The sequence below is a fragment of the Pseudomonas sp. NFPP02 genome, assembly GCF_900119355.1.
In the GTDB taxonomy this organism is placed as follows: domain Bacteria; phylum Pseudomonadota; class Gammaproteobacteria; order Pseudomonadales; family Pseudomonadaceae; genus Aquipseudomonas; species Aquipseudomonas paracarnis.
In genome coordinates, this window is record NZ_FPJI01000012.1 from 50671 (window position 1) to 64825 (window position 14155).

13 protein-coding genes are annotated in these 14155 nt (G+C 61.4%); 8 read left to right on the forward strand and 5 right to left on the reverse strand.

The genetic code is table 11. From position 1 onward, the window contains the following. Positions 1-7 precede the first annotated feature (7 nt). Positions 8-625: a glutathione S-transferase family protein gene (locus tag BT204_RS20410; protein WP_032892575.1), complete on the reverse strand. Its 618-nt coding sequence runs from the start codon at positions 623-625 to the stop codon at positions 8-10. Positions 626-681: 56 nt separating this feature from the next. Then, positions 682-1341, reverse strand: coding sequence for a transglutaminase-like domain-containing protein (locus tag BT204_RS20415; RefSeq protein WP_054897863.1), 660 nt, complete (start codon positions 1339-1341; stop codon positions 682-684). Positions 1342-1531: 190 nt separating this feature from the next. On the opposite strand from BT204_RS20415, the gene BT204_RS20420 reads away from it, so the two are divergent. Continuing rightward, the gene (locus tag BT204_RS20420) at positions 1532-3979 is read left to right on the forward strand and encodes an acyl-CoA dehydrogenase (RefSeq protein WP_054921694.1); all 2448 of its coding nucleotides are present in this window, start codon (positions 1532-1534) and stop codon (positions 3977-3979) included. Between the two features lie 75 nt (positions 3980-4054). Further along, complete coding sequence (locus BT204_RS20425) at positions 4055-4462, forward strand: PA2817 family protein (RefSeq protein WP_003190109.1); 408 nt, start codon at positions 4055-4057, stop codon at positions 4460-4462. A 138-nt stretch (positions 4463-4600) separates the two neighbouring features. Here BT204_RS20425 and BT204_RS20430 read toward each other — a convergent pair whose 3' ends face one another. Further along, positions 4601-5533, reverse strand: coding sequence for a LysR family transcriptional regulator (locus BT204_RS20430; RefSeq protein WP_034127229.1), 933 nt, complete (start codon positions 5531-5533; stop codon positions 4601-4603). An 89-nt stretch (positions 5534-5622) separates the two neighbouring features. On the opposite strand from BT204_RS20430, the gene BT204_RS20435 reads away from it, so the two are divergent. Next, positions 5623-6264, forward strand: coding sequence for a serine-tRNA(Ala) deacylase AlaX (locus BT204_RS20435; protein WP_034127270.1), 642 nt, complete (start codon positions 5623-5625; stop codon positions 6262-6264). An 89-nt stretch (positions 6265-6353) separates the two neighbouring features. On the opposite strand, the gene BT204_RS20440 is transcribed toward BT204_RS20435, so the two are convergent. Beyond that, positions 6354-7925, reverse strand: a complete 1572-nt coding sequence (locus BT204_RS20440; RefSeq protein WP_072448106.1) for an alkaline phosphatase D family protein — start codon at positions 7923-7925, stop codon at positions 6354-6356. Further along, positions 7922-8476 (reverse strand): GNAT family N-acetyltransferase, encoded by a 555-nt coding sequence (locus BT204_RS20445; protein WP_072448108.1) that lies wholly within the window; start codon positions 8474-8476, stop codon positions 7922-7924. Before BT204_RS20445 ends, BT204_RS20440 begins: the two co-directional genes overlap by 4 nt. 190 nt (positions 8477-8666) lie before the next feature. Between BT204_RS20445 and BT204_RS20450 the strand changes: the two genes are divergently transcribed. The 5 genes from BT204_RS20450 to BT204_RS20470 are packed head-to-tail and all read left to right on the forward strand — an operon-like array spanning position 8667 to position 14062. Beyond that, positions 8667-9074, forward strand: a complete 408-nt coding sequence (locus BT204_RS20450) for an ExbD/TolR family protein (protein WP_014717774.1) — start codon at positions 8667-8669, stop codon at positions 9072-9074. A gap of 2 nt (positions 9075-9076) precedes the next feature. Beyond that, a complete protein-coding gene (locus BT204_RS20455) occupies positions 9077-9805 on the forward strand; it encodes an energy transducer TonB family protein (protein WP_072448110.1) in 729 nt (242 codons plus the stop codon). Between the two features lie 24 nt (positions 9806-9829). After that, positions 9830-12115, forward strand: a complete 2286-nt coding sequence (locus BT204_RS20460) for a TonB-dependent receptor (protein WP_072448112.1) — start codon at positions 9830-9832, stop codon at positions 12113-12115. A 25-nt stretch (positions 12116-12140) separates the two neighbouring features. Further along, positions 12141-12788: a MotA/TolQ/ExbB proton channel family protein gene (locus tag BT204_RS20465; RefSeq protein ID WP_054897855.1), complete on the forward strand. Its 648-nt coding sequence runs from the start codon at positions 12141-12143 to the stop codon at positions 12786-12788. A gap of 56 nt (positions 12789-12844) precedes the next feature. Next, positions 12845-14062 (forward strand): phospholipase D-like domain-containing protein, encoded by a 1218-nt coding sequence (locus BT204_RS20470; RefSeq protein WP_072448114.1) that lies wholly within the window; start codon positions 12845-12847, stop codon positions 14060-14062. The last annotated feature ends 93 nt before the right edge of the window (positions 14063-14155 follow it).

The following is a 14155-nucleotide window of genomic DNA, read 5'->3' on the forward strand; positions in this document are numbered from 1 at the left end:
GTGTGTATTAAGTCAACGCGGTCATCACCGCCTTGCGGTAGGCCGGGCGCTGTTGCAAGCGCTGGTACCAGGCCTCCAGATGGGGCATGGCAGGGCGTTCGATGGGCATCTCGAACCAGGCGTAGATGAAGCAGCCCAAGGGAATATCGCCCATGCCGAACGCCTGGCCGGACAGGTAGGGTTGCTCGGCGAGGGCTTGTTCGACGGTTTTGAGCGCGTCGATACAGGCTTGGCGCCCGGCATTGATGCTGTCCCAGTTTTGCTGGTCAGCCGGGGTGCGCACGATGCCCCAGAACACCGCTTTGAACGGATCGGCGAGCGTGGAAGTGGTCCAGTCCATCCACTTTTCGGCGTTGGCCCGGGCTTGCAGGTCGCTGGGGTAAAAGTCCGATGCCTGCTTGGCACACAGGTAACGCACGATGGTGTTGGATTCCCACAGCACAAAGTCGCCATCTTCGATCACCGGCACCCGGCCATTGGGGTTCATGGCCCGGTATTGCGGGGTATCGACCACACCAAAAGCCCCGCCCGCATCAATTGCTTCATAGTCCAGGCCGAGTTCCTCGGCGCACCACAGTGCTTTCCTGACGTTTGATGAATTTTTACGACCCCAGATCTTCAGCATGACCGCGCCTTATCGTTGATGAACATGGCTTGATGAACGCAGCAGCATACGCCGGTTCAGCCGCGGCTTAAATCGCCCTGCATATCGCCGAGCAAGGTGGGCGCATCGTCGCCAAACAGGTGCGGGTAGCACTGGCGGATATGCCCGAAGAAAAATGCTTCGGGCACGTCAGCAAATTGCCCGTGGTCCACCACGTACTCCATAGAACGCTGGCCCTGGCGATTGAACGCGTGGAACACGCTGTCGTGCAGCCCATCGAACTCCAACGGCGGCACGTCGAACACTTCGCACAGTTGCTGGTTGAACGCCGGAGTGGCCTTGACCCAGCGGCCGTTCAGGTAAAGCTCGGTATAACCGTGCATGGCGAACACGTCACTTTTGAGCAGAGCGAGCAGTCGCGGTGTGGACAGGTGGTTGCGCACGTCCGCTAGGCCAATGCGTGCGGGAATGCCGCAGTGGCGCGCGCAAGCGGCGAGCAACGTAGCTTTGGGCACACAGTAGCTTTCGCCGGCCGCCAGGGCGAAGCTGGCGCTCAAGGTGTTGGGGTCACGGCTGAAGGTATAGGGGTTGTAGCGAATGGCCTCGCGCACGGCGTAGTAAAGACTGACTGCCTGGTCACTTAAATCCGGGCGGGTTCCGCGATGTTTCTCGGCGAACTCCACCACCACAGGGTGGTCACTATCGATGAAGCGGCTGGGACTCAAGTACGTATTCATGAGCTTGATCTCCGAGGGGAGCCTGGAGTTTAACCACCAGGCCTGCCAGAGAGATAACGACGATTCGGCCAAATGCCGGCGCCGGCTGATGGGTTGCCCAGTACACCTTGTTACACCCTGATCACCCGGCTTGTTCGGATGCCGACTAAGCTCCCTGGTGGTTTCGCCCCTGGTTCACGGAGGATTGAATATGCTGTTGTTGTGGATACTGGTGCTGGTGGTCGGCATTGCCTACCTGGCACACCGCCGTACTGCCCCCCTGCCCGCCCTGGGTGTGGTCGCCGTCTACCTGCTGGCGATGGGCGCCTGGAGCCACGCACCGGGTTGGCTGCTGCTGATCTTCTGGGTACTCCTGGCCGTGGTGGCCGCGCCTTTGTTGCTGCCTGACCTGCGCCGCCAATACTTCACCAAGCCGCTGTTCAGCTGGTTCCAGAAAGTGCTGCCGCCGATGTCCGAGACCGAGCGCGATGCGATTGATGCCGGTACCGTGTGGTGGGACGGCGAGCTGTTCAGTGGCCGCCCGGACTGGGACAAATTGCTGGCCTACCCCAAGGCGCAATTGACCGAGGAAGAGCAGGCGTTCATCGACGGCCCCACCGAAGAACTCTGCGCCATGGTCAGCGACTGGGAAATCGGCCAGGCCATGGACCTGCCGCCGCAAGCCTGGGAACACATCAAGACCCATGGCTTCTTCGCCCTGATCATTCCCAAGGAGTACGGTGGCAAGGGCTTCTCCGCCTATGCCCACTCCCAGGTCGCCATGAAGCTCGCGACCCGCAGTGGTGACCTGGCCTCCACCGTGATGGTCCCCAACTCACTCGGCCCCGCCGAACTGCTGCTGCACTACGGCACCGAGGAACAGCGCAATCATTACCTGCCGCGCCTGGCCCGTGGCGACGACATCCCGTGCTTCGCCCTCACCGGCCCGCTGGCCGGCTCCGATGCGGGCGCCATGCCCGACACCGGCGTGATCTGCAAAGGCGAATGGGAAGGCAAGGAAACCCTCGGCCTGCGCCTGAACTGGGAAAAGCGCTACATCACCCTCGGCCCGGTCGCGACCTTGCTCGGCCTGGCCTTCAAGGCTCATGACCCGGACCACCTGTTGGGTGAAGAAGAAGACCTGGGCATCAGCCTCGCGTTGATTCCTACCGACACCCCTGGCGTGGAAATCGGCCGTCGTCACCTGCCGCTTGGCGCCGCTTTCATGAACGGCCCCAACTCCGGCAAGGATGTGTTCATCCCCCTGGAATACCTGATTGGTGGCCAGGAAATGCTCGGCAAGGGCTGGATGATGCTGATGAACTGCCTGTCGGTCGGCCGTTCGATCTCGCTGCCCGCCGTCGGCACCGGCGCCGCCAAGTTCACCAGCCTGGTGACCGGCCAATACGCCCAGGTGCGCGAACAGTTCAACGTACCGCTGTCGGCCTTCGAAGGCATCCAGGAAGCCCTGGCACGCATCGGTGGCAACGCCTGGCTGATGGACAGCGCACGCATGCTCACCGCCAACGCCGTGGACCTGGGCGAGAAGCCGTCGGTGTTGTCGGCGATCCTCAAGTATCACCTGACCGAACGCGGCCGTGAGTGCATCAGCCACGCCATGGACGTGCACGGCGGCAAGGGCATCATCATGGGCCCCAACAACTACCTGGGCCGCAACTGGCAGGGCGCACCGATCTTCATCACCGTGGAAGGCGCGAATATCCTTTCGCGTAACCTGATGATCTTCGGCCAGGGCGCGATTCGCTGCCACCCCTTCGTGCTCAAGGAAATGGCCCTGGCCGGCCGCGAAGACCATGACCAGGCGTTGAAGGAATTTGACGGCCTGCTGATGCAGCACATCGGCTTCGCCGTCAGCAACGCCGCCAGCACCCTGGTGCTGAACCTGGGCTTCGGGCACTTCGAAAAAGCCCCGGGCAACCGTTTGAGCCAGGGCTACTTCCGTGCCCTGAACCGCCAGGCGGCTGCGTTTGCCCTGCTGGCCGACCTGAGCATGATGTTGCTGGGTGGCGAGCTCAAGCGCCGCGAACGCTTGTCCGCTCGCCTGGGTGATGTGCTCAGCCACATGTACCTGGCGTCGGCGGCGCTCAAGCGTTATCACGACCTGGACTCGCCGGACCATCTGGAGCCGCTGTTTGCCTGGGCCATGGAAGAAAGCCTGGGCGAATCGGAACGCGCATTGGATGAGCTGCTGAGCAACTTCCCGAACAAGGTGCTGGGCTGCCTGTTGCGGGTGATCGTGTTCCCGTTCGGGCGTCGTCATACCGGGCCGTCCGACGCTCTGGATGCCGAAGTGGCAGCCGTGATCGGCCGCGCCAAAGGCGACCCGACCCTGGAAGAATTGCTGGCCGGCTGTTATCGCCCGCAATCAGCAGAAGATCCCGTGGGCGCCCTGCAACATGCCTACGACCTGCTCGGTGCCAGCCACCCCTTGCAGAAAAAACTCCACAGCGCGCTCAAAAGCGGCCAGGTCAAGCCGGCTGCCGGCGAGCATGCCATCGACGCGGCCCTGCAGGCCGGCGTGCTGCAACCGGCCGAGGCGCAAACCTTGCGCGATGCCGAGGCTGCGCGACGCAAGGTGATCGACGTGGATGATTTCAGCAAGGAAGAGCTGATGCAGGCAGAAGATAAAGTCCGCTGAGTCGAGCGGTCATATAAAAACGGGCGCGAGAGGCTTATACTCTCGCGCCCGTTTTTGCTTTAGAGGCCTTATCTCGTGTCCAACGTCGTTGCCGATCATCTTGTCTTGCTCGACCACTTGCGCAGCATCCTGGTTGCCGTCGGCGAAGCCGAACAGGTACCCGAGGAAAGCCACTCGCTGTTCCTGGAGCGTTTCGACGAACTGCGCGCCCTGTTGCCAATCGACCCGATCGAAAGCCAGTACCTGGGCCAGGACCTGATGAGCCAGGTCATCCTGCGCTACCCGCAAATCGCCCACCTGGTGCCCCGTGACCTGCTGTGGTTCTTTGGCGGCGACTGCCTGCACTTCATGCCCGACGAAGAACTGGACCTGTACCAGGCCCTGGAAGAACGTCGCTATGAAGCCGAACAGAACGACGAACCGTTCGACTGGAACCAGGAAAAACAGCTGCTGGCGATGCCTCAGGACCAGAGCAAGCACTGACAACTATGCTCGTTCCTACGCTCTGCGTGGGAACCTATCCTGTGACGCTCTGCGTCACCCGTGCACAGGCATAAAGGCAGGACGCGGAGCGTCCAGGTGGCATTCCCACGCAGAGCGTGGGAACGAGCAACCGCGCTCCTACCGTCGGCGCAGCGTGGGCTCCCTGGCCATGCACTCCACCAGATAATCGATAAACACCCGCAACTTCGGCGGCAGGTAACGTGTGGGCGAATGCAGCAACCACGCCTCGCCATGGTACGACGCAATAAAATCCCACCCCGGCAACACCTGCACCAAATCTCCTGCTTCCAATGCGTGCCGCGCGGTGAAATACGGCAAGCTGGCAATCCCGACATGCTGCAACGCAGCCTCCAGTCGCACCCCGGTGTGGTTCGCCGCATACCGGCCGCGTACGCCGACCGTTACCGCCTTGCCAGCCTGGCGGAACTTCCAGCGTGAATCTCCCGGTGTCTCACCCAGATAAATGCAACTGTGCCCGAGCAGATCATGGGGATGGCTCGGTGTACCGTGCTCGGCCAAGTACTGTGGCGTCGCGCACAGCAAATGTTCGATGGGCAACAGTTGGCGCCCGACCAAACCTGGCGGTGGGCTGTCGGTGATGCGGATGCTCAAGTCGACGTTGTCGTCGATCAAATCCACATGCCTGTCTTCCAGGATCAATTGCACATCCACCTTGGGATAGCGCCGCAAAAATTCCGGCATATGCGGGTGCACCACAAATCGCCCCACCGCCTTGGGCACACTGACCCGCACCAGCCCCTCGGCTTCATGGGTAAATTGCCCACTGATTTCCATCACCGAGCGCGCCGCATTGACCATCTCCTGGCAACGCTTGAACACCTCCTCGCCGCCCTCGCTCAGGCGCAGCTTGCGCGTGGTACGTTGCAGCAGGCGCGTGGCCAGGGCTTGTTCCAGGCGCGAGATGCTGCGGCTCACCGCCGAAGGTGAAACGCTGAGTTGCCGCGCCGCTTCGGAGAAGCTGCCGGTTTCCACGACCTTGACGAAAATCGCCATTTCACCCAATAGCGGCAAAGGAAGATTGATGCTCATGACGCACAGGTCCATTGATAATTGAGCGGATTATCACCCATCTGCGCACTATTTATACTGCCCACAGAACCCTGATGCGGATGTAGATGATGACCGAGCGCCTGTTTTTTACCCACGACCACCTGACGGCCGAGCTGGAAGTGCTCAGTTGCACCCCGTACGAAGAGCAATTCGCCGTGATTGTGCAGTCGACCATTTTCCATCCCCAAGGCGGAGGCCAGCCGTCCGACACCGGCTGGCTCGGCGACAGCCAGGTGCTGCGAGTCATGCAGGAAGCCGAACAGGTGGTGCACTACGTCGACCGACCTCTGGAGCCCGGCCTCGTCGTTGCACGAGTCGACGCACAGCGGCGCGCCTTGCATACGCGTCTGCATTCGGCGGGGCACTTGATTGGCAATGCCGGCGAACGCCTGGGCTGGATGCCGATCAAGGCCCACCATTGGCCCGGCGAAGGCAAGATCACTTTTATCCGTGGCGAGACCGCGCAAGACATGGATGCGCAGGCGCTCCAGCAGTGGGTCAACACATGGATCGCCGCCGACTATTCCCGCCATATGACGCTGGAAGACGGCACCCGCGAAGTCGGCTTCGGCGAATTACCGGCGTACGCCTGTGGCGGTACGCATGTTCAAGCGTTGAGCGAACTGGGCCAGGTAACGATCCTGGCGTTGTCGGAGAAAAAAGGCGCGCTCTCGGTGCGCTACAGCCTCGCTGATACCCTGACACTGTAGGAGCGAGCTTGCTCGCGAAGACCGTTAACGATAAGGCGGGATACCTGATTCCCATCGGCGCCCTTTCGTTTTCGCGAGCAAGCGCGCTCCTACAGGGCCACGCTCGGCTGGCCCGATTCATTGATGAACGACTTCAACGTCGACACCGTCGCCGCCGGGTCACGCGGATCACTGATCGCCCGAAAATTCGTCAACATGGTGTTGGCCGCCAACTCCACCGACACATACCCACGCTGGCGACTGTCGAAAAACTTCACATGGGGGTTGAGCGGCATGATCTTCATGAACGCGTCGTAGGGAGGGCCATCTGAGGTGACCGACGAGCCGACGAACTCGGTGGCGACCACCGCCGAGTCTGGCCTGTCGGCGTCGAGATGCAGGTCGGTGGCCCAGAACGAATGAATATCCCCTCCCCAGAACACCGGGTTCTTCACGCGATTGCGCACGATCGACGCCAGCATCCGTGAGCGGTTCGCCATGTAGCCATCCCAACCATCGGTCCAGCGGCCAAGCTTATGGTTGGTCAAGTCACGTTGCATCAGCGGCGCCACCAGCAAATCCTGGGCGATGACATTCCACTGCGCACTGGACTGGGCAAACCCCTGGTCCAGCCAAGACTCTTGCTGCCAGCCGAGCAACGTGCGGCCAGGGTCACGCAGGTCGCTGCAAGGGGTGGTGACAATATGCCCTTGGTGGCTGCCATTGGCCGCGATGCAGGGTTGCTCGGAACGGTACTGGCGACCGTCGAGCACATGAAAACGCGCGAGCCGCCCATAGTCCAGGCGCCGGTAGATGCGCATGTCCGGCCCCTTCGGCACGCTGCTGGCACGCAGGGGCATGTGTTCGTAAAACGCCTGGTACGCCGCGGCCCGTTGCTTGAGAAACTGCGCCACCGCCACCTTCGGGTCCTGGGACCAGCGGTTGGCGTAGTCATTCTGTACTTCGTGATCGTCCCAGGTTACGACGCTGGGAGCCGCGGCGTGCAGGGCCTGCAGGTCTGGATCAGTCTTGTACAGTGCGTAGCGGTTGCGGTAATCACTCAGGCTTTGCGCATTGCCGCTGCCGTGAGAACGAAACACCTTGCCCGAATCCGCAGCATAGGAACTGTCGTAAATATAATCACCGAGGAAAAACACCAGGTCCGGCTGCTCGGCGGCAAGGTGTCGGTAGGCGCTGAAGTAACCGCGCTCCCAGTGCGAGCAGGACACAAACCCCAGCCGGGCCGAGGCCATGGCCTGCAGCGGCGGCATCGTGCGCGACTGGCCCACCGGGCTCTGCGCACCGAGCCCTTCAAACTGGTACCAATACGGCCGATCCGCCGCCAGCCCCGCCACTTCGACATGCACTGCGTGAGCGAAACGCGGCGTCGCCAGTACTTCGCCCTGCTTCACAATGCGCGTCATCGCCGCATCGCTGGCCACCCGCCAACGCAGCGGCACCGAGCGACTCAGGCCGCCACGGCCATCCGCGGCGTTGAACAACGGCGCCAGGCGCGTCCAGATCACAAAGCCATCTGGCAGCGGGTCGCCGGAAGCCACGCCAAGGGTGAACGGATAATCCACCCCGGCACTGCGCGCAAACGGGCTGAGAATCGAAAAAGCGGTAGCGACCGCCAGCCCGCCAAGGACCCGGCGCCGGCCGTGGTCCACTTCGCCGCTCACAAACAGTGCTCCCAGTCGTCGCGCACGGTGGCAAACCCGAGCAAGTCCTCATACACGCCGTTCTTTAAAAACGCCTGGCGCATGCAGCCTTCATAACGCAGGCCGATCTTTTCCATGACCCGCGCCGATTCCTTGTTGCGCGCGAAACACTGGCTGCCCACGCGCTGCAACCCTAGCGCCTCGAACCCGAAATCCATCACCGCGCTCGCCGCTTCAGCCGCATATCCCTGGTTACGGCAGTGCGCCGCCACCCAGCCACCCAAGTGCCCATAGTGATGGCGAGCGTTGATGCGCAGGCTGACCATGCCGACCAATTCGTCAGTGCTGCGCACATGCATCCCCAGGTTCAGCAGTTCACCAGTGCGGTACTTGTCGGCGGCCCCGACAATAAAATCCTGGGCGGTTTCCAGGGTGTAGGGCGATGGAATGTTCGCCGTGTTGTCGGCAATTTTCGGCCCGTTGGCAAGCGTGAAAAGCACCTGCGCCTGATGCATTTGCAGGGCGCGCAACAGCAGTCGCGGGGTCGTCAATTGAGGCAGTGCAGTGGGCATGGGAGCCGGCTCTCAAGATAAATTTCTCAAGCATGGATGCCCCGAGTGTCAGTTTCATTACGCCCGAAAACTGACCGGTAAGTTTTCTGAAAGACGCGTCCTAGAGCCTCTAAACGGTCAATTAAAGTTAACCAATCGGTCATTTTTGGCTGTTAGCGTTTTGCCCCTAATTCAATGACGGGGTAACGGAATGAGAACCTGGGACGAACCCAAGAAACGCAAGGCGCACATCGAGCTGATCCCGATGATCGACGTGATGATGTTCCTGCTGGTGTTTTTCGTACTGGTGAGCCTGAACGTGATTCCCGCGCTCGGCATGAAGACCCAATTGCCCAGCGCCAGCAGTTCGCAGCAGCTCAAGCCGCAAAACAAATTCATCCTCACCCTGGGCCTGGAAGGCCAGTTGCAACTGGACGGCAAGGACCTGACGGTGGAGGCCCTGGTGCCGGCGCTGAAGGCGGCCGAAAAGCCCGATACCAAGTCGACGATCATCGTCAACAGCGACAAAGGCGTGGAGGTTTCGCGCCTGGTGGAAGTGATGGACACCCTGCGCCTGGGTGGCTTCACCTCCGTGTCCATCGCCACGCGTAAGTCCTGATCATGTACGTTCTGTTTCGTGCGCGTCAGCTGCTGGGCAGTGTTCCGGCCCTGATCGCCCTGGTGCTGATTGCACTGGGTATCCAGTCCCAGACGTTGAAGGTCGAGCCGGTGTATGACGAGTCGGCGGTCGAATTGGCCTTGGTTGAGCCGGAACCGGAAGTCATACCGGAACCGGTGGTGGAGCAAGAACCGCCACCGCCGGTGATTGAAGAGGAAGAGGCCGAGCCGGCGCCCCCGCCGCCACCGCCCAAGCCGCTGCCAAAACCCGAACCCAAGCCAAAGCCAAAACCTGTGCCCAAGCCTGCGCCCGTGGTCGCCAAGCCCGTGCCGACGCCGCCACCGGTGGCCGCCAAGCCAGCCCCGGCCGCCGTCACCCAAGCGGCACCGACGCCTGCCCCACCGGCGCCACCGAAGGTCGACGGCCAGGCCCTGGAAAGCGGTTATCTCAAAGGCTTGCGCAACGAACTGGACACCTACAAGCAGTACCCCACCGGGCGCCAGGCGTCCCTCGAACGCCCGAGCGGCGAGGTGGTGGTGTGGCTGTTGGTAGACCGTCGGGGCCGCGTCCTCGACTCAGGTTTACAAACCCAGGCCTCGAGCATGTTGCTCAACCGGGCAGCCACCAACAGCTTGCGTCGCATCAAGCAAGTCAAACCGTTCCCCGAGCAAGCCTTCGGGGGGCGCAATGAGCAGCGCTTCACCGCCACCTTCAACTACAGCGTGCAATAAGCACCCGACACCAGGACGACAGTGATGAAGTTCACCCGTATTCATCTGGCACTTGTGGCCGCGACCAGCATGAGCCAGGGACTGGTCATGGCAGAGACCAGCGACAGTGATGTCGGCACCATTGGGGTACAAGGCAAGGCGACCGCCGGGGGCGGTTACATGGTGCCGGAGGAAAGCATCAAGGGCCGCTCCACAGTGACCAAGGAAGCACTGGATAAACAGGCGGCCACCGGCAATGCCATCGACAAACTCAAGTACACCCCAGGCTTGAACATCTCCAGTGAAGACAACACCGGCCTGTCGGGCTTTCGCTTCACCATGCGCGGCATGAACTCCGACCAGGTGGGCATGTCGGTGGACGGCATGCCGATCAACGACTCCGGCAACTACGCGCTGTATTCCAACCTGCTGGGCGACCCGGAAAACATTGACCAGATCTTCGTCACCCAGGGCGCTTCGGAATCCGACGGCCCGCACATTGGTTCCAGCGGCGGCAACATTGGCATCGTGACCATTCGCCCGACCAAGGAAACCGGCGCCTTCGTCAAACAGGTCGTCGGCAGCAATGCCACGCGCAAGACCTTTGCCCGCCTCAATACCGGCGAAATCAACGGCCTGAGCAACTGGCTGTCGGTGTCCCATACCGAAGGTGAGATGTGGCGCGGTTCGGGCGCGGTACGCGCGGACAAGGTGGAGTGGAACAGCTTTTTCGACGCTGGCAATGGCAACACCGCCAACCTGATCCTCAAGTACCACGAGCAGGACAACAACAGTTACAGCCAGTTGACCAAGGCGCAGTTCCAGCAATATGGCCGCAGGTACGACCCTTATCCGGCAACACCCAGCGTGGGCAGCAACGGCAAGTACAACAGCTATTACGCCCTGGCGCAGAACCCGTTCCAGACGTTCACCGCCGTGCTCAACACCCAGTTCAAACTGGCCGATAACCTCGCACTGTCGGTGATCCCGTATTACTACTGGGGCAATGGCAGCGGCGTCGGTTCATCCAGCTATGCCCTCAACCGTGGCTCCAACCAGGGCGGTGTGTTCGACCTCGGCAACCTGCCCACGGCCGCCCAATACAACGCCGACGGCACACCCAACAGCGGCGTGTACTACCGCCCTTCACGCACGCAAACCTGGCGTCCGGGTATCACCACCAAGCTGACCTGGGACCTTGGCGACCACAGCCTGCAATTCGGTTACTGGTACGAGCGCGCACGCCAGAGCCAGACCCAGCCGTTCATTCCGCTCAAGAGCAACGGCAAGCCAGTGGATACCTGGCCAGATTCCAACAGCGCCATCGTCGATGCCAACGGCAACACCGTGCAGGGTCGCGACCGTTTCACCGTGACGCCAGCGCAAAAGGTCTGGGCCCAGGACACCTGGTACCTCAACCCGGACTGGACCCTCATCGCAGGCCTGGCCTACATGAACGTCGAGCGTGAAGGCACCAACCACGGCAGCCTCAACGAACGCCCGGAAAAACGTAACCAGACCTACAACAAACTGCTGCCCAACGCCGGCCTGAAATACCAGCTGGACGAGCGTGACCAGTTGTTCTACAGCCTGTCGCGCAACATGCGGGTACCGCAGAACTACGTGCTCTACGACAAAGGCGCCGGCTCGATCGAAGCCGAACCGGAAACCAGTTGGAACCATGAACTGGGCTGGCGCTACAGCGGCGACGACATGAACCTGGCCGCCACCCTGTTCTACATGGACTTCAAGAACCGCCAGGTTTCGTCCCGGGACATCAACGGTGACTTTGCCGACATCAACGCCGGCTCCGTGGTCAACAAAGGCCTGGAGCTGGAGTGGAGCGGCCAGTTGCCCCACCACTTCAATTACTACACCTCCTACACCTACACCAAGGCCGAGCAGCAGGATGACCTGACCGTCTACAACGCCGGCAAACCCATCGTGCTGCCCACCAGTGGCAAGCAGTTCGCCAACGTGCCCAAGAACATGCTGGCGGCCAACATCGGGTATGACGATGGGCGCTTCTACGGCACCTTCGGTGGCAAGTACACCAGCAAGCTCTACGGCGACCTGACCAACGACGAGGCGATTTCCGGTCGCACCGTGTTCAACCTCGGCGCCGGTATTTACCTGCCGGTGGACAAGAAAGTGGTCAAGGACGCGACCCTGCGCCTGAACGTCGACAACCTGTTCGACAAGAAATACCTGGACGGCGTGTACACCACCAAGACCAACGCGGCCAGCTACAGCGGTTTCCGCGATGGCGACCCCGCGTACATCGTCGGCCTGGACCGTACCGTCACGGTTTCGCTGGAAGCGAATTTCTAAGACTCACCCCAAGAGGAACACCATCATGGATATGAACCTGCTCCACGACGTCACTTTCTATGTGATGTATGCGGCGATGGCCATTGCGATCTTCATCGCCATCGAACGCGGTATCTACTTCGCCTACGTACGCCGCCAGGCACGCGCATTGATCGACGCCCTGGGCGCCAATGTGCACGGCGAGCGTGACCTGCCGGACAACCTGACCCGTCGCGACAGCCTGCCGCTGAACATGATCTTGCCGGTGCTGGCCCAGAAGGCGACCCACGGTTCGCGCAAGGACCTGGACGACGAAATCGATACCCAATACCTGAAGACCCGCGCCCCACTGGCCCGCAGCCTGTGGATCATCGAGACCATCACCACCGCCGCCCCACTGCTGGGCCTGCTGGGCACCATTCTCGGCATCATCGACACCTTCAAGGCGCTGGCCACCGCGGGCGTATCGGACCCAGGGCAGATTTCCGGTGGTATCGGGACGGCCTTGTTTGCCACGGGATTAGGTATCGCCATCGCGCTTTTTTGCGTGGTGTTCCACAACTTCTTCCAGGACAGCCTGGAGCGCATCAACGACCAGTTGAAGATCCTGTTGATCCGCGCCGCCACCGGCGCCCGTGCACAGGATGAAGTGACTCATCGCGTGCCCACCCCGCTGCACAGCCGCACAGCCTGACCTGCAGGGCGGGCGCCTTGGGCGCTCGCCTTTACCTTTGGTGCGATGAGACGCTTATGTCCCTTTCGATAAAGTTGCGTATTGCCGGCCTGACCGGCTTGCTCCTCAGTCCGCTGGCCCAGGCGGACTTTTCCATTCCAGGTTTTGAATTGGTGCATACCGTGCCTGTGGACACCGCCCTGGGCACCGACGATTTGCGCCAGCCCGGCCCGGTATGGATCGAGCTGTTCGACGGCGCCAAAAGCCACATTGATATCGGCCAGTTCTACGCCGCGGACCACCCTGGCTCGGTGATGAACAGCGTGCTTGAACACCTGGAAGCCGCCGGCAAACGCGGCGTGAAGATTCGTTTCCTGCTCGAAGAAAAAGGCATCAAGCTGTCGGATGCCGCCACCCTGGAACGCTTGCGCGCCATTCCCAACCTGACCTTGCGCGTGCTGCCCTACGGGCAACTGAGCGGCGGCATCATCCACGCCAAGTACCTGCTGGTGGATGGCAAGCAGGCGTTTGTCGGCAGTCAGAATTTCGACTGGCGCGCCTTGGAACATATCCACGAAACCGGGCTGCGGATCACTGACGAAACGGTGGTGGGCCAGGTGCAGGCGATCTTCGAGCAAGACTGGCAAGCCCAGGCAGCGCTGGAGGGTAAACAAGCGGTGCCGCTACCCGCCAGCGGCCCGGCACCCGCACGTACCGGCAACTACCTGGTGGCCAGCCCGCAACGCTACAACCCGCCCGGCGTGGGCGACTCACAGCTGGAACTGCCGCGCCTGCTGGGCGAAGCCCAAAAAGAGGTGCGCGTGCAATTGCTCGACTACGCGCCGCTGTCCTACGGACCGGATCGAACCCGACCGTACTACGCGGTGATCGACAACGCCGTGCGCGCCGCCGCAGCCCGTGGCGTGTCGATCAAACTGATGGTGTCCAACTGGAATACCGACCCGCTGGAACTGCCCTATCTCAAGAGCCTGGCGGTGCTGCCCAATATTGAGATCAAGATCGTCACCCTGCCCGAAGCCAAGCAAGGCTTTATCCCTTATGCGCGGGTGATACACAGCAAAACCATGGAGATCGACGGGCAAGTGGCGTGGGTCGGCACCAGCAATTGGTTGGGCGGCTACCTGGATAATTCGCGCAATCTGGAGGTGGTGATGCGCAGTGAGGCGATGGCCAGGCGTGTAGGCCAGTTGCATGAACAACTGTGGGATGGGCCTTACGCTAGAGCCTTGAGCGTGACGCAAGAGTATCCCGCGCCCCACCCTGGCCAGCATTGACCTTGGGCACCTGAGTAATGGTAGTGTGTGGAAATGTTTCTGTCTCTTCCGTCAGAAATCTCCTACTCACTACCTGCAAAGGAATGCCTTCAA